The organism is Bosea beijingensis, from assembly GCF_030758975.1.
Classification (GTDB): domain Bacteria; phylum Pseudomonadota; class Alphaproteobacteria; order Rhizobiales; family Beijerinckiaceae; genus Allobosea; species Allobosea beijingensis.
The window spans coordinates 4,370,082-4,384,629 of sequence record NZ_CP132359.1 but is presented as its reverse complement, the minus strand read 5'-3'; the positions used below and the strand labels follow the sequence as shown (position 1 = coordinate 4,384,629).

Annotated in this window: 15 protein-coding genes; 10 read left to right on the top strand and 5 right to left on the bottom strand. The window is 66.7% G+C overall.

Going from position 1 to position 14,548, the window contains the following annotated elements:
- Positions 1-66: 66 nt before the first annotated feature.
- Genes Q9235_RS20835 through Q9235_RS20825 form a run of 3 tightly spaced genes read right to left on the bottom strand, consistent with a single transcriptional unit; the run spans position 67 to position 2,946 of the window.
- Positions 67-891 (bottom strand): heme ABC transporter ATP-binding protein, encoded by an 825-nt coding sequence (locus tag Q9235_RS20835; protein WP_306223726.1) that lies wholly within the window; start codon positions 889-891, stop codon positions 67-69.
- Positions 884-1,963 carry a FecCD family ABC transporter permease gene (locus Q9235_RS20830; protein ID WP_306223725.1) on the bottom strand — a complete coding sequence of 360 codons (1,080 nt, stop codon included), beginning with the start codon at positions 1,961-1,963 and terminating at the stop codon, positions 884-886. Before Q9235_RS20830 ends, Q9235_RS20835 begins: the two co-directional genes overlap by 8 nt.
- A 23-nt stretch (positions 1,964-1,986) precedes the next feature.
- Positions 1,987-2,946, bottom strand: a complete 960-nt coding sequence (locus tag Q9235_RS20825) for a heme/hemin ABC transporter substrate-binding protein (protein WP_306223724.1) — start codon at positions 2,944-2,946, stop codon at positions 1,987-1,989.
- 354 nt (positions 2,947-3,300) lie between these two features.
- On the opposite strand from Q9235_RS20825, the gene hmuQ reads away from it, so the two are divergent.
- The 3 genes from hmuQ to Q9235_RS20810 all read left to right on the top strand — a co-directional run bounded on the left by hmuQ (position 3,301) and on the right by Q9235_RS20810 (position 5,766).
- Entirely contained in the window at positions 3,301-3,648 is a 348-nt protein-coding gene (hmuQ, locus tag Q9235_RS20820; RefSeq protein ID WP_306223723.1) for a heme-degrading protein HmuQ, read from the top strand.
- A 10-nt stretch (positions 3,649-3,658) separates the two neighbouring features.
- Entirely contained in the window at positions 3,659-4,180 is a 522-nt protein-coding gene (gene hutX, locus Q9235_RS20815) for a heme utilization cystosolic carrier protein HutX (protein ID WP_306223722.1), read from the top strand.
- Positions 4,181-4,320: 140 nt separating this feature from the next.
- A complete protein-coding gene (locus Q9235_RS20810) occupies positions 4,321-5,766 on the top strand; it encodes a hypothetical protein (protein ID WP_306223721.1) in 1,446 nt (481 codons plus the stop codon).
- 3 nt (positions 5,767-5,769) lie between these two features.
- On the opposite strand, the gene Q9235_RS20805 is transcribed toward Q9235_RS20810, so the two are convergent.
- The gene (locus Q9235_RS20805; RefSeq protein WP_306223720.1) at positions 5,770-6,492 is read right to left on the bottom strand and encodes a fused DSP-PTPase phosphatase/NAD kinase-like protein; all 723 of its coding nucleotides are present in this window, start codon (positions 6,490-6,492) and stop codon (positions 5,770-5,772) included.
- A 152-nt stretch (positions 6,493-6,644) separates the two neighbouring features.
- Between Q9235_RS20805 and ppa the strand changes: the two genes are divergently transcribed.
- Positions 6,645-7,181 carry an inorganic diphosphatase gene (gene ppa, locus Q9235_RS20800; protein ID WP_306223719.1) on the top strand — a complete coding sequence of 179 codons (537 nt, stop codon included), beginning with the start codon at positions 6,645-6,647 and terminating at the stop codon, positions 7,179-7,181.
- Between the two features lie 30 nt (positions 7,182-7,211).
- Complete coding sequence (locus tag Q9235_RS20795) at positions 7,212-7,832, top strand: hypothetical protein (RefSeq protein ID WP_306223718.1); 621 nt, start codon at positions 7,212-7,214, stop codon at positions 7,830-7,832.
- A 49-nt stretch (positions 7,833-7,881) separates the two neighbouring features.
- Here Q9235_RS20795 and Q9235_RS20790 read toward each other — a convergent pair whose 3' ends face one another.
- Positions 7,882-8,757, bottom strand: coding sequence for an HpcH/HpaI aldolase/citrate lyase family protein (locus Q9235_RS20790; RefSeq protein WP_306223717.1), 876 nt, complete (start codon positions 8,755-8,757; stop codon positions 7,882-7,884).
- Positions 8,758-8,830: 73 nt separating this feature from the next.
- On the opposite strand from Q9235_RS20790, the gene Q9235_RS20785 reads away from it, so the two are divergent.
- From Q9235_RS20785 to sdhA, 5 genes are all read left to right on the top strand, one after another.
- Complete coding sequence (locus tag Q9235_RS20785; RefSeq protein WP_306228377.1) at positions 8,831-10,615, top strand: serine/threonine dehydratase; 1,785 nt, start codon at positions 8,831-8,833, stop codon at positions 10,613-10,615.
- Positions 10,616-10,688: 73 nt separating this feature from the next.
- A complete protein-coding gene (locus Q9235_RS20780; protein ID WP_306223716.1) occupies positions 10,689-11,750 on the top strand; it encodes a MaoC family dehydratase in 1,062 nt (353 codons plus the stop codon).
- A gap of 154 nt (positions 11,751-11,904) precedes the next feature.
- Positions 11,905-12,303: a succinate dehydrogenase, cytochrome b556 subunit gene (gene sdhC / locus Q9235_RS20775; RefSeq protein WP_306228376.1), complete on the top strand. Its 399-nt coding sequence runs from the start codon at positions 11,905-11,907 to the stop codon at positions 12,301-12,303.
- A gap of 11 nt (positions 12,304-12,314) precedes the next feature.
- On the top strand, positions 12,315-12,707 hold the full coding sequence (sdhD, locus tag Q9235_RS20770) for a succinate dehydrogenase, hydrophobic membrane anchor protein (protein WP_306223715.1): 393 nt from the start codon (positions 12,315-12,317) through the stop codon (positions 12,705-12,707).
- 4 nt (positions 12,708-12,711) lie between these two features.
- Positions 12,712-14,544, top strand: coding sequence for a succinate dehydrogenase flavoprotein subunit (gene sdhA, locus Q9235_RS20765; RefSeq protein WP_306223714.1), 1,833 nt, complete (start codon positions 12,712-12,714; stop codon positions 14,542-14,544).
- Positions 14,545-14,548 lie beyond the last annotated feature (4 nt).

Below are 14,548 nucleotides of genomic sequence, written 5' to 3'. Positions count from 1 at the left end.
GTGAAGTGCGGGTTGAGCGATATGGTGAAGCGACGATTCAGGATGAATCGCCGGTGAATCAGCTTCTCAGGCCGCCGGCCGGGCGCGGTGCTGCTGCGGCAGCAGGAAGGGCAGGCCGGGAGCAGGCGCCCGGCTCAATGTCAGGTCGACCTTGAAGACCTGGCGCAGAAGGGCATCGTCGAGCGTTTTCGCCGGCGGCCCCTGCGCGATGATGTGGCCCTGATCCATCACCACGAGATGATCGGCATAGGTCACCGCGAGGTTGAGATCGTGCAGCACGATCAGTACCGCGACGCCGCGCGCGGCGATGCTGCGGGCCATGTCGAGCAGGGCGAGCTGGTGGCAGAGGTCGAGGCTGGCGATCGGCTCGTCGAGGAAGAGCACCTGCCGCTCGGCGACGCTGCGGCCGGCCTCGAGCTGGCAGAGCACGCGGGCGAACTGCACGCGCTGCTGCTCACCGCCGGAGAGCGTCTGGTAGCGCCGGCCGGCGAGGTCGATCACGCCGGCTGCCGCAAGGCTCTCGGCGACGATCGTCTCGCGCCGCTGGCGCGTCAGCGCCCGGCCGATGCCGTCGACGCCGAGGCTCGCGACTTCGTAGACGCTGAAGGGAAAGACGAGGCGGGCATGCTGGGCCATCACCGCGCGCAGGCAGGCGAGGCGCCAGGCCGGAACCGCCGTGAGCGGCTCGCCGGCGATACGGATCTCGCCGCCGGCCGGCTTGGTTTCGCCGGTCAGGAGCTTGAGCAGGGTCGATTTACCGGCGCCGTTCGGGCCGATCAGGATCGTGGTCGTGCCGCCGTTGAGTTCCAGGCTGGCATCGGCGACGAGCTTGCGCCCGCTTGCGAGGAAGCTGACGCCGTGGCCGGAGAGGATCGGGTTCGCGTCAGACATCGATCAGGCTCGTGCGGCGCAGCAGCAGCCAGAGGAAGAAGGGCGCGCCGATCGTGGCGGTGACGATGCCGATCGGCAGTTCCGCGGGCACGACGACGAGGCGGGCGACGATATCGGCACCGACCAGCAGCATTGCGCCGCCCAGAGCCGAGAGCGGCAGCAGCAGGCGGTGATCCGGGCCGACCGAGAGACGGATCAGGTGCGGTACGACGATGCCGACGAAGCCGACCATACCCGCGGAGGCGACGCTGGCGCCGACCGCGAGCGCGACCAGCAGGATCGCCAGCGCCTTGATGCGCTGGACGGGGATGCCGAGGTGATAGGCCTCGGCCTCTCCGAGCATCAGCCCGTTCAGGCCGCGCGCCAGCAGCGGCATCAGCAGGAGCAGCGGCACGATGATCGGCGCGACCACGGAGAGCTTCGTCCAGCTCGCGCCGCCGAGGCTTCCCAGCGACCAGAAGGTCAGGTCGCGCAACTGCCGGTCGTCCGAGATGAAGGAGAGCAGGCCGGTGAGGGCGCCCGCCATGGCGCCGAGCGCGACACCGGCAAGCAACATGGTCGCGACCGAGGTCCGGCCGCCGCGCGTCGCGATCAGATAAAGCGCGAGCGTCGTGATCAGGCCACCGCAGAAGGCGCCGACCGGAAGAGCGGCGAAGGGCAGCTTCATCATCGTGCCGGCGAGGAAACGGTCGCCGAGGACGATGGTGGCGGCCGCCGCAAGCCCGGCGCCGCTGGAGACGCCGACGAGGCCGGGATCGGCGAGCGGGTTGCGGAACAGGCCCTGCATCAGCGCGCCGGACACGGCGAGACCGGCACCGACGAGCAGGCCGAGCAGCACGCGCGGCAGGCGGATATTGAGGACAACGAGGACGTCGCGTCCTTCGAGCAGGCTTGTGTCACCTGTGAGACGCGCCATCAGGATCTCGGCGACACGGCCCGGCGCGATCGAGATCGCGCCCTGGCCGACGGCGACGATGGTGAGGAGCAGGCAGGCGAGCGTGAGCCCGACGACCGCGAGCAGGCCGGTGCGGCGCCGGCCCGCGATCAGCGTCGTCAGGGTTGTCGTGGCCATGGTCGGGGACGGTGCCGCGAGGGTCACGGTGCGGCTGCGGTCTTGAGCGGCGGGATCGAGGCTTCCGGATGGATCGCCGCCATCAGGTCGCGGGCCGCCATCGGCGTGCGCGGTCCGAAGCCGAGCAGGTAGAGCCCGTCCATATGCACCAGCCGCTTGTTGCTGGCGGCCGGGACCTGGGAGAAGGCGGGCATCGCGAAGAGCTCGTCCGGCGTGACGTTATGGGCGCTGCTGTTGCGCATCATCAGGACCATGTCGGGAGCCGCGGCGGCGATCGCCTCGTCCGTCATCGGCTTGTAGCCTTCGATCGCGTCGGCGGCATTGATGCCGCCCGCGAGCGCGATGATGCCGTCGGCCGAGCTGTTGCGGCCGCCGACCATGGCGCGGCCGTTCTGCAGCGAGAGCAGGAAGAGGACGCGCTTCTTCTTCGCAATGCCGGAGCGCAGGGTCGCCAGCTCGTCGAAGCGTGCCTTGGTCTGTGCTGCCAGGCGTTCGGCCGGAGCCCCGGCGCCGATCGCGGCGCCGATCGCCGCGATCTTGGCGGTGACGCCTTCCGGTGTCAGCCCGTCGGCGATGCGCGCGATCTTCACGCCGGATTCGGTGAGCAACGAGACCGCGTCCGGCGGGCCGGCGCCATCGATGAGCATGATCAGCGACGGCTTCAGCGAGAGCACGCCCTCGGCCGAGAGCGCGCGGACATAGCCGACATTGGCCTTCTGCTTCAGCGCTTCGGGCGGGAACTGGCTGGTCGAGTCGATGCCGACGATGCGGTTCTGCAGGCCGAGCGCGTAGATCACCTCGGTGATGACGCCGCCGGCGACGACGATGCGGTCCGGCGTCTGGGCAAGGGCTGCGCCCGGCAGGGCGGGGGAGAGCGCGAGTCCACCGAGGCCGAAGGCACTCAAGGCTAGTGCTGCCGTCAGCTCGCGGCGGTTCGGCTGCCGAAGGCCGCGATGCGCTGAGGTGGTGCGCGAGCCGGACATATCGCAACTCCATTGGGGCGCAAACGGCGGGATTTACCGGCAGGGGCGCCCGGGCAAGAAGGTCGTAGGCAGTTTAAAGTGATTCAATACAAGGTAGATCCTGTTTTTAATTATTCAAAACAAGATCTGCTTTGTAGTATTATTGACGCTGATATGAGGCTTTACTACAAGGGGTCAAGGGCAATGCCGATGCGCAACCGGCCTCGTCAGGCGATATCGTCGGGCGGTCGGTTTCCGGTGACGCGCATGTCCGGGGCGAGCCTCCGTTCCGGAGGCGCTCGATCAGGATGGCCATTGCCCGGCTTCGTTCGTTCGTTTCCGCCATTTCCGGCGCGTCAGATGCAGGGTTTACCGATGTTCATCGCCATGAATCGCTTCAAGGTCGTCAAGGGCGAGGAAGCCGCCTTCGAGACGGTCTGGTCCTCGCGCAAGACCCGTCTCGACGAGATGCCGGGCTTCCTCTCCTTCCACCTGCTCAAGGGGCCGGAAAAGGACGATCACACGCTCTATTCCTCGCATACGAGCTGGGCATCGAAGGAGGATTTCACGGCCTGGACCAAGTCCGAGCAGTTCCGAGAATCGCATCGCAATGCCGGCCAGCCGCGCCCGAAGCCGATGTATCTCGGCCATCCCGAATTCGAGGGCTTCGAGACCGTCCTGAGCGAGAGCAACCCGCATCTGCCCCGCCAGGCGGCCGAGTGAGGCCCGGGCGATGACGACCTCCGACACCATCGCGCGCGATCCGATGGAGCATGCGCGCGCCCTGCTTGCCGCCAAGCCGGAAGGCCTGATCGAGGCTGTCGCGCGCGAGGCCAAGGTCTCGACGCGCGCCGTGCTCGAACTCCTGCCCGAGGCGCAGCGCCAGCTCGTCGCGCCCGAGCGCTTCGAGGATGTCTGGAAGGAGCTGGCGACCTGGGGCACCGTGCTGTTCCTGATGCACACGCCCGACATCGTGCTGGAATGCGAGGGCTCGCTGCCCGTCGGCAGCTTCGGCCACGGCTACTACAACATCCATGGCGATAGCCCGATCGGCGGGCATATCAAGGCCGAGAACTGCCGCGCGATCTATCTGGTCGACCGGTCGACGGCGCAGGGCCGGCGCGCCTGCTCGGTGCAGTTCTTCAACGGCGCCGGCGAGGTGATGTTCAAGGTCTTCGTGCGGCGCGATGCCGCGCGGCAACTGCTGCCGGATCAACTGGCGCGGTTCGAGGCGCTCAAGACGACATTCGCCTGAGTCGTAAAAACGACACGGTGTCCGGTTCATGCATCGCGCGGCAGAAACCGCGCGATGCGGCCACCGATGAAGGCGATGAGCGAAATTCACCATTCGTTAACCATGTTGACGCAGCCTTCGCGGCAGAAGGCCCGTCGGGCATGACCGTTTCCCGCGACCGAGACCCTTCGGACGGCGTGGCGGACATGGCCGGCGAGAGCCAGTCCAACGGTACGACGATGGGGGTCTCGATGGCCGCACATGTCACCATGGACCGGGCCCATCTGCCGCATGGACGCCCGGGGCTGACCATCGCGGCCGGCCGCAGGTTCGTGGCGAGGCGGGCTCCGGCTCTGGGCTCGGCGCTCCTGCTCGGCCTGCGCTTCATCCAGGCACGGCTGATCTCGGTCTGGGGCCTGATCATCGCGGCCGCCTTGTGCCCGCCTTTCGTCTTCGCTGCCTTTGCGGTCTTTTCCTCGGCTGCGAACTTCATCTCGATCGCCTCGCTGCTGCGGCTGGAAGCCGTGTTCTTCCAGAACAGCGACCGCGCCCGGCTCGGCCTCGCCTTCCGGCTCGCGGCGGCCGTCGGCGTGGCCTTCCTTGCCGTTACCAGCCTCGTTCTGGTCGGGCTTGTCGCGACCGGCTGGGTCGCGCCAGCGGTCGCCTTCTTCTTCCTGGTGTCGTTGGCGGCGCGCTCGGTGCTGCGCCTGCTCTGGTCGGAAGCGACGGCGGAGGGAGATTTCCGCGCCATCGGCAACAGCAATGTCGTCCAGGCGATGGTGCAGCCGGCGATCATGCTCGCTCTGATCGCGATCTTCGGGCCGAAGGCGCTGACGCTGTTCATGGCCGATGCGCTCGGGCATGTCCTGGCGGCGGCCTATCTCCTGTGGCGGCGCCGGGATTCGATCGCTGCGCTGGTCCGCCCGGCGCTCTGGTCCTGGCGCAGCCTTGCCGAGGCGGCGGTCCGCTGGCGGGACGCGCCGCGGGCCCTGCTGCCGTCGGCGCTTCTGGCCTATGGTTTCGCGATCGCGCCGCTCCTGGCGCTGCCCTATGCCAGCAATACCGTGCTCGCGGCGCAGGTCGCGCTCTCGATGCGGCTGCTGGACATGCCGAGCCAGATGTTCGCCACCGTGTCGATCCCGCTCGTACTCAACCGGCTGCGCTCCTATGCCGGCCGGCGCCGGCGCTTCTGGGCGCGGCTCATGGCGCTTGGCCTGATCATCGGCGCGACCGTCCTGTTCAGCGTCATCGCCGTTGCTTCGCTCGTGGCCGATCACTGGCTGATCGGAACGCAGTGGCAGGACCTCGGCGACGTCATCGCGCTGCTGGCGGCGTTCTACATCGGAATCGCCGTCCTCGCGCCGCTTCAGGAAGTCGCGACGCTGTCGCGCCAGCCCTTCTGGCAGGTGGCGATCAATGCGGCGGCACTGGTCGCGATCCTGGCGGCAATGGCTTGGTTCCGCGCCCTGTCGCCGGAGCTGCTTCTGACGATCGGCGCCATCTCGATCCTGCGGACGCTGACGCATACCGTCTTCATCTGGCTGCATCTCGACGATTCCACCGAGGCGCCATCCGATGGTCTCGCTGCTTCGGGGGCTACCCGCTGAGGGCTATTCGCGCCGGATCAGTCTGTCGGCGACCAGTGAGGAAAAGAGTCCGGGCTTGAATTCGCGCTCTAGCCGCTCGGGGTCGTAGACGGTCGCGACCCAATCCAGGAAGGCGATGCCCTTCGCCTCGCCTTCGCGGCCATAGGCCTCGAAGAAGGCGTCGAGGATGCCGGTCTTGGCGAAGCGGAAATGGCCGTAGCGCAGCGAGAGCTGGCGCATGGCCTCGTCGAGCGGGCGCCCCTCATGGACCAGCAGGTAGAGCGCCGAGAAGAACCCGGCCCGGTCGGCGCCCGACTTGCAATGCACCAGTGCCGGCTCGTCGAGGCTTTCAAAAAATGCCTTGGCGGCGAGGATGGTCTCGCGATCCGGCGCGCCGCGCGAGCGCAGCACGAAATCGACGAGCTTGATGCCGTGGCGCTCGCAGGCTTCCTTCTGCAGCGGCCAGGAGCCGTGCTCGCGTCCGCCACGCAGGTTGACGATGGTCTTCACGCCCTTGCGGCCGAAGGCCGCGATCTGGCCCGGCGCCGGCTGGGCCGCGCGCCAGAGCCGCGGCGTGACGCGATGCGCGTTGAGATAGGCGAGCCGAAAGATGCCGTGATCGACCAGCAGCATGTTGGCCCAGGCGCGCAGGCGCTGGCCGCGACCCTCGATCGGCCGGTCCCAGCGGGCGATGCGGGCCATGCGGCGGGCATAGCGCTCTTCGTCGGGGCGCAGGCGGCTCAGCACGGCCTGGTCTCGGGGCTGTTCATGGGGCGCCGGATAGCAGCGCGGGCGCGTCTGCGCAAATCGTCCGGTCACCAAGCGCGACGGAAGGACTTGGCGTTTTCGCCGCGAACTTGCATAAGGCCCGGCGAAATTCCCAAGCGACAGGTTCCAGCATGCGCATCGACGCCATCTCCATCGGCAAGAACCCGCCCGAAGAAGTGAATGTCCTGATCGAAGTGGCGATCGGCGGCGAGCCGATCAAGTACGAGATGGACAAGGACGCCGGCACGCTCTTCGTCGACCGCTTCCTCTACACGCCGATGCGCTATCCCGGGAACTATGGCTTCATTCCGCATACGCTCTCGGAAGACGGCGATCCCTGCGATGTGCTGGTCGCCAATACCCGCCCGCTGGTGCCGGGCTCCTATATCGCGGTGCGGCCGATCGGCGTGATGCTGATGGAGGACGAGGCCGGCGGCGACGAGAAAATCCTCGCCGTGCCGGTGCCGAAGCTGACCAAGCGCTACGAGAACGTCCATAACTATACCGACCTGCCGAAGATCACGCTCGACCAGATCCAGCACTTCTTCGAGCACTACAAGGATCTCGAGCCCGGCAAATGGGTGAAGCTCAAGGGCTGGGGTGATGCCGCCCATGCCAAGAAGCTGATCGTCGAGGGCATCCAGCGGGCGAAGGCTGCGAAGGGCTGAGGTCGCCGCGTTGGAGGCAGATCCTTGATTATGACCTCTCTCGTCGCGTTTCTTGAGACTGGCAGGCTGGGGCCGTTGGCTCCGGGTATGGCGCTGAACGAGGTGGCAAAGATACTCGGACCACCGATGTGGTGGGAGGTGGCCGGCAGCCAAGACGGTGACGCTCCGTTCCCCCACTATTGGTACTATCGCGATCACCTCGAAGTCTCGATCAGCTTTGAGGGGCCGCCGCATTGCGAATGGTTTCAGATCGAGAGTGCCAGCAGTTTGTCGGGGCAAGCCGCCAAGGTCACCAATGACATTGTTATGTCATTGGACGGGCTAACCGGAAAGTCCCGTGTTTCCGCGTTTGTTTCTGCGATCGCCGACATTGATCGGGTCCGTGTTAAATTGATTGATGATGCGGGCTACCCAAGCCCGTCGATAGTCATCGATGACGTGGAAATCTCATTCTATTGCGATGACGAAGGCTTTCGCAGTGACATGTCGGCGGATGACCTCGTAAACTTCGTCGAATCTGGAGCCGGACTCGATTCGATCTACTCCTTCAATAGAGACCATTATCGCTTGAAGCGGCTTGCCCACTATCTAGAGGGCGAGAAACATCGCTTTGTGAGCGGGCGGGAGTATCTGGGCGCGTGCCATAGTTGATACAAAGCGCGTATCAGGCTCCTCACGGATAAGTTACTCTTTCGCCGCGCTACGCGGCAATCGCTTCCGCCAGCGCGACCGTGCGTCTCGCCATATCGGCGTGCAGCAGCTCGACCATGCGGCCGTCGAGCTGGATCGCGCCCTTGCCGGCATTCTCCGGCAGATCGAAGGCGGCGATCACGGCCCGAGCCTTCACCAGCTCGGCCTCGTCCGGCGCGAAGGCCGCATTGGCCACCGCGACCTGCGAGGGATGAATCAGCGTGCGGCCGTCGAAGCCGAGATCGCGGCCCTGCTCGCATTCGGCCAGGAAACCGGCCTCGTCCTTGATGTCGTTATAGACGCCGTCGAGGATGTCGATGCCATGGGCGCGAGCGGCGAGCAGCGCGCTGGTCAGCCAGGGCAGCATCGGCGCGCGGCCGGGCACGAAGCGGGCACGGGTTTCCTTGGCGAGATCGTTGGTGCCCATCACGAAGCAGGCGAGCCGCGTGACGGAATCGAGCGCCGCGCGGGCGATGCGCTCGACATCGAGGATGGCGAGCGGTGTCTCGATCATCGCCCAGACCGCGATGGCGGGGTCGGCCCAGAGGCCGTTCAACTGGTTGCCGACCTCGTGCAGCGTCTCCGGGCTTGAAACCTTCGGGATCAGGATCGCCTGCGGCTTCGCTTCCGCGGCGGCGGCGAGATCGTCGGCAAACCAGGGCGTGCCGACACCGTTGACGCGGATCACCAGCTCGCGCCGGCCATAGCCGCCGGCCTTCACCGCGGCGCAGACGCGCGCGCGGGCTTCAGCTTTTGCTTCTGGCGCGACGGCGTCCTCGAGGTCGAGGATCAGGACATCGGCCGCGATCTCGCGGGCCTTTTCGAGCGCGCGGGCGTTCGAGCCCGGCATATAGAGGGCGCTGCGGCGGGGGCGTATCGTGCTCATGCTCTCTCCTGACACGGGCCGGGCATAGCTCTCGCATTTTCTTCACGCGAACCGGTGTCCACTTCGCTTGAAAATGCTTGGTGTTGCACCGCACAGTAGAGCAACGCAGATGCAATGCCAGCGCTGCGAAAGGCGGAGGAAACGGATGGCGTGGCTGGCCGGCGTTGATGGCTGCAAGGGCGGCTGGATCGCCGCTTTCGCTTCGGATGAAAGGTCGGAAGCGCCGCTGATCCGCGTCGTGCCGCGCTTCGCCGATCTGTTCGTGGGCGAAATCGTGCCTGATCTGGTGGCGGTCGACATGCCCATCGGCCTGCCGGAGAGGGTGCAAGGTTCCGGACGCGGGCCGGAGCAGGCGGTGCGGGCGCTGCTGGGCGACAGGCAATCCTCGGTGTTTTCGATCCCCGCGCGAGGGGCGGTCGAAGCAACCGATTATTGGGAGGCCTGCGCGCTGGCGTTTGCCGCCTCCGATCCGCCGCGCAAGGTCTCGAAGCAGGGCTTTCACCTGTTCCCGAAAATCCGCGAGATCGACGGGCTGCTGCGATCCGAGCCCGGCCTGCGCGAGCGCGTCTTCGAGATTCATCCCGAACTCGCCTTCCGCACGATGCGGGGTGCGCCGCTGCTTCACCCCAAGAAGATCAAGGGCGTGGTCAATCCCGAAGGGTTGGCCGAGCGTCGGAACCTGTTGGTCGCGGCCGGTATTCCGGCCGAGACGGCGAATTCGTGCCCGCCGCGCGAGGCAGCCGCCGACGACCTGCTCGATGCGCTGGCGGCGCTGGTCGTCGCCCGGAACATTGCCGCCGGGCGCGGGCGGCCCTTCCCGGATCCGCCGGGACGCGATAGCCACGGGCTTCCGATTGCGATCTGGACCTATCGTCCAGTGTCCGAGCCTGAGCAGGATATCGCCATGAGCGCACGCCCCGTCACCCGTCCGATGATCGAGGAAGCGGCGGCGCGCATCGCCGCCCATGCGCGGGTCACGCCCGTGATGCGGCTGGGCACGGGCGCCTTCGGCACCGCGGCGGATGTCTCGCTCAAGCTCGAATGCCTGCAGCATGCCGGCTCGTTCAAGACGCGCGGCGCCTTCAACAACCTGCTTTCGCTGCCGGTGCCAGCGGCAGGCGTCTCGGCCGCGTCCGGCGGCAATCACGGCGCGGCCGTGGCCTATGCCGCGATGAAGCGCGGGGTGAAGGCGACGATCTTCGTGCCGGAAATCTCGCCTGCGGCCAAGATCGAGGCGATCAAGCGCTTCGGTGCCGATGTCGTGGTCGGCGGCGCGCAGTACGACGATGCGCAGGCGGCCTGCGACCGTTTCGTCGCGGAGTCCGGCGCGCTCAAGATTCATCCCTTTGCGGCAGGGGAGACCATCACCGGGCAGGGCACGCTTGGCCGCGAATGGGACCTGCAGGAGCCTGATCTCGACACGGTGCTCGTGGCTGTCGGCGGCGGTGGCCTGATCTCCGGTATCGCGAGCTGGTTCGCCGGCAGCAAGGTCAAGGTCGTCGGCGTCGAGCCGGAGGGATCGCGCGCCCTGCAGGCGGCCTTCGATGCCAAGGGCCCGGTCGAGGTCAAGGTCGCGTCGGTCGCGGCGGATTCGCTGGGCGCCCGCAATGTCGGCCAACTCGTCTATGACGTCACGAAGGACAGCGTCGACCATGTCGCGCTCGTGCCGGATGCGGCGATCACCGAGGCGCAAGGCGTGCTCTGGCGCGATTTCCGCCTCGCAGTCGAGCCGGGCGGGGCGGCGGCGCTTGGTGCCCTGCTCTGCGGGGCCTACAAGCCTGCCAAGGGCGAGCGGCTCGGCGTTCTCGTCTGCGGCGCCAATGTCGACCTGGCGAAGCTCGCTGCCATCGTCGGCTGATGCTTCAGGTTGCGTAGGGCTGGACGCGGCCCTTGGTTGCAACGCACACTCGCCGTCCATCAGGAGGCGATGCATGTCCGGCTCTACGCCCAAGACCAGTCCCGGCCGTTTCTTCGAGGATTTCCGCCTCGGCGACAGCATCGTTCATGCGACGCCGCGCACGGTGCGGGCCGGCGACGCAGCGCTCTATTCGGCGCTCTACGGTTCGCGCTTCGCGGTGCAGTCCTCGGACGCTTTCGCGGGTGCGATCGGCTATCCCACGGCGCCGGTCGACGACCTGCTCGTCTTCCACATTGTCTTCGGCAAGACGGTGCCGGATATCTCGCTGAATGCAGTCGCCAATCTCGGCTATGCCGATGGGCGCTTCCTCAAGCCGGTCTATCCCGGCGACACGCTCTCGACGACCTCCGAAGTCATCGGGCTGAAGCAGACCTCGGCCGGCGATGCCGGCATCGTCTATGTCCGCTCGATCGGCCGCAACCAGCATGGCGAGATCGTGCTGAGCTATGCGCGCTGGGTGCTGGTGCGCAAGCGCGAGCCCGGCACGCCGGCCCATGCCGAGCAGGTGCCCGAGCTGGCCAAGGCCGTGCTGCCGGAACAGCTCGGCGAGGGCTGCCCGCGGATCGAGCTTGCAGGTTATGACGATGCGCTCGCCGGTTCGCGCTTCCGCTGGGCCGATTATGCCGTCGGAGAGCGGATCGACCATGTCGACGGCATGACCGTCGAGGAGGCCGAGCATCAGCTCGCGACGCGGCTCTACCAGAACACGGCACGGGTGCATTTCGACGCCCATGCGGCGCAAGGGACCCGCTTCGGCAAGCGCCTGATCTATGGCGGCCATGTCATCAGCCTGGCGCGGGCGCTGTCCTTCAACGGGCTCGGCAATGCCTTTCATATCGCCGCGATCAATGGCGGACGCCATATCGCGCCGCTCTTCGCCGGCGACACGGTCTATGCCTGGAGCGAAGTGCTGGGCAGCGCCGAAATTCCGGGGCGCGGCGATGTCGGCGCGCTCCGGCTCCGGCTGGTCGCGACCAAGAACCGGCCTTGCGGCGATTACCCGCTCAAGGCCGGAGATCAGTACGATCCCAGCGTGATTCTCGATTTCGACTACTGGGCGCTGCTGCCGCGGTAAGCTTTTCGTAAGAAAATGACGATTTTCAGAATCTGTAACTTCGTTATGCGCATGCCGCATTGCAGCGCCGGAACGGTTTCGTTAGACAACCAGTCACTCTAGAATGATCCCAAATGGGTCCGTCCTTGTCGACGGGCCGCTTGATCGGAGAACGATATTGGCCGAGGTCAAGCCCCAAGCCCGCCCGCTTTCGCCCCACCTCCAGATCTACCGCTGGTCCTGGACGATGGCGATGTCGATCGCCCACCGCGTCACCGGTACGGGGCTCTATCTCGGCACGGTGCTGATCGCCGCCTGGCTGGTCGCCGCCGCGTCCGGTCCTGCTGCCTTCGATACGGCCCAGGCGATCGCCGGCTCCTTCCTCGGCCGGCTCGTGCTTTTCCTCTACAGCTTCTCGCTGATCCACCACATGGTCGGCGGTCTCAGGCATTTCGTCTGGGACATGGGCAAGGGCTACGAACCCGAAACCCGTATGAACATGGCGAAGTTCTCGCTCGTCGTCTCGGCGTGCCTGACGGTCCTGATCTGGATCGCCGCCCTGGTCCTGCGCTGAGGAGCCCCGCCATGCTGTCCAATTCCTCGATGCGCACCCCGCTCGGCCGCGTCCGCGGCCTCGGCTCCGCCAAGTCCGGCACCGGCCATTTCTGGCTGCAGCGCGTCACCGCCGTCTCGAACCTGATCCTGACGGTGATCTTCGTCGGCATCGTCATCGCGCTGGTCGGCCGGCCCTATCCGGGCGCCGTCGCGCTTCTGTCGCACCCTCTCGTCGCGATCCTGATGCTGCTCTTCATCCTCTCGGCCTGCATCCATATGCGGCTGGGCATGCAGGTCATCATCGAGGATTACGTCACGAGCGAAGGGCTCAAGGTCCTCGCCGTGATCGGCAACACCTTCTTCGCCATCGCGGTGGGCGCGGCCAGCGTCTACGCGGTGCTGAAGCTGTCTTTTGGAGGCTGATCCGATGGCGATCACAAAATCCCGTCCGGTTCCGGCCTATGCCGGCACCGCCTATCCGATCACCGACCACACCTTCGACGTCGTCGTCGTCGGCGCCGGTGGCGCGGGCCTTCGCGCCACGGTCGGCTGTTCGCAGGCCGGCCTGCGCACCGCCTGCATCTCGAAGGTGTTCCCGACCCGCTCGCACACCGTCGCGGCCCAGGGCGGCGTCGCCGCCTCGCTCGGCAACATGGGCAAGGATACCTGGCAGTGGCATATGTACGACACCGTGAAGGGGTCGGACTGGCTCGGCGACCAGGACGCCATCGAGTATCTCGTGCGCAACGCGCCGGCCGCCGTCTACGAGCTCGAGCACTGGGGCGTGCCCTTCTCGCGCACCGAGGACGGCCGCATCTACCAGCGCCCCTTCGGCGGCATGACCACCGAATTCGGCGAAGGCCCGCCGGCCCAGCGCACCTGCGCCGCTGCCGACCGCACCGGCCACGCCATGCTGCACACACTTTACGGCCAGGCGCTGCGCTACAATACCGAGTTCTTCATCGAGTATTTCGCCATCGACCTGATCATGGACGAGGATGGCCATTGCCGTGGCGTGATCGCGCTCAAGCTCGATGACGGCACGCTGCACCGCTTCCGGTCGCAGCAGACGATCCTGGCGACCGGCGGCTATGGCCGCGCCTATTTCTCGGCGACCTCGGCCCATACCTGCACCGGCGACGGCGGCGGCATGGTGCTGCGCGCCGGCCTGCCGATGCAGGACATGGAGTTCGTGCAGTTCCACCCGACCGGCATCTACGGCTCGGGCTGCCTGATCACCGAAGGCGCGCGCGGCGAGGGCGGCTATCTCACCAATTCCGAGGGCGAGCGCTTCATGGAGCGCTATGCCCCCTCGGCCAAGGACCTCGCCTCGCGCGACGTCGTCTCGCGCTCGATGACGATGGAGATCCGGGCTGGCCGCGGCGTCGGCAAGGACAAGGACCACATCTACCTGCATCTCGACCATCTCGATCCGAAGATCCTGCACGAGCGCCTGCCGGGCATCTCGGAAAGCGCCAAGATATTCGCTGGCGTCGACGTGACCCGCGAGCCGATCCCGGTGCTGCCGACCGTGCACTACAACATGGGCGGCATCCCCACGAACTATCACGGGGAAGTGCTGACCAAGGTCGGCGGCGATCCGGACACCGTGGTGCCGGGCCTGATGGCGATCGGCGAGGCGGCTTGCGTCTCCGTCCACGGCGCCAACCGCCTCGGCTCCAACTCGCTGATCGACCTCGTGGTCTTCGGCCGCGCGGCCGGCCTGCGCTGCGCCGACACTGTGACGGCGGGCGAGAAGCAGCCTGAGCTGCCCAAGGGCTCCTCGGACCTCGCGCTCAGCCGCCTCGACAAGTACCGCAACGCCTCCGGCGGCACGCCGACCGCGGTGCTGCGCGACCGGATGCAGCGGACGATGCAGAACAACTGCGCCGTCTATCGCGAGGGCGCCACGCTGGAAGAGGGCCACAAGCTCATCCACGAGGTCTGGAACGGCATCACCGATATCGGCACCAAGGACCGTTCGCTGATCTGGAATTCCGACCTGATCGAGACCCTGGAATTCGACAACCTGATCACCCAGGCGGTCGTGACCATGGACTCGGCGCTGAACCGTCCGGAAAGCCGCGGCGCCCATGCGCGCGAGGACTATCCGAACCGCGACGACAAGGACTGGATGAAGCACACGCTCGCCTGGATCGACGACGAGAAGCGCACGATCACGCTCGATGACCGGCCGGTTCACACTTACACGATGTCCAACGACATCGAGTACATCAAGCCCAAGGCGCGGGTGTACTGAGGGA

Excerpts from the sequence above, each read along its gene's own strand:
- Q9235_RS20835 (WP_306223726.1), bottom strand. The coding sequence starts at position 891 with ATGTCTGACGCGAACCCGATCCTCTCCGGCCACGGCGTCAGCTTCCTC.
- Q9235_RS20830 (WP_306223725.1), bottom strand. The coding sequence starts at position 1,963 with ATGGCCACGACAACCCTGACGACGCTGATCGCGGGCCGGCGCCGCACC.
- Q9235_RS20825 (WP_306223724.1), bottom strand. The coding sequence starts at position 2,946 with ATGTCCGGCTCGCGCACCACCTCAGCGCATCGCGGCCTTCGGCAGCCG.
- hmuQ (WP_306223723.1), top strand. The coding sequence starts at position 3,301 with ATGTTCATCGCCATGAATCGCTTCAAGGTCGTCAAGGGCGAGGAAGCC.
- hutX (WP_306223722.1), top strand. The coding sequence starts at position 3,659 with ATGACGACCTCCGACACCATCGCGCGCGATCCGATGGAGCATGCGCGC.
- Q9235_RS20810 (WP_306223721.1), top strand. The coding sequence starts at position 4,321 with ATGACCGTTTCCCGCGACCGAGACCCTTCGGACGGCGTGGCGGACATG.
- ppa (WP_306223719.1), top strand. The coding sequence starts at position 6,645 with ATGCGCATCGACGCCATCTCCATCGGCAAGAACCCGCCCGAAGAAGTG.
- Q9235_RS20795 (WP_306223718.1), top strand. The coding sequence starts at position 7,212 with ATGACCTCTCTCGTCGCGTTTCTTGAGACTGGCAGGCTGGGGCCGTTG.
- Q9235_RS20790 (WP_306223717.1), bottom strand. The coding sequence starts at position 8,757 with ATGAGCACGATACGCCCCCGCCGCAGCGCCCTCTATATGCCGGGCTCG.
- Q9235_RS20785 (WP_306228377.1), top strand. The coding sequence starts at position 8,831 with ATGCTTGGTGTTGCACCGCACAGTAGAGCAACGCAGATGCAATGCCAG.
- Q9235_RS20780 (WP_306223716.1), top strand. The coding sequence starts at position 10,689 with ATGTCCGGCTCTACGCCCAAGACCAGTCCCGGCCGTTTCTTCGAGGAT.
- sdhD (WP_306223715.1), top strand. The coding sequence starts at position 12,315 with ATGCTGTCCAATTCCTCGATGCGCACCCCGCTCGGCCGCGTCCGCGGC.
- sdhA (WP_306223714.1), top strand. The coding sequence starts at position 12,712 with ATGGCGATCACAAAATCCCGTCCGGTTCCGGCCTATGCCGGCACCGCC.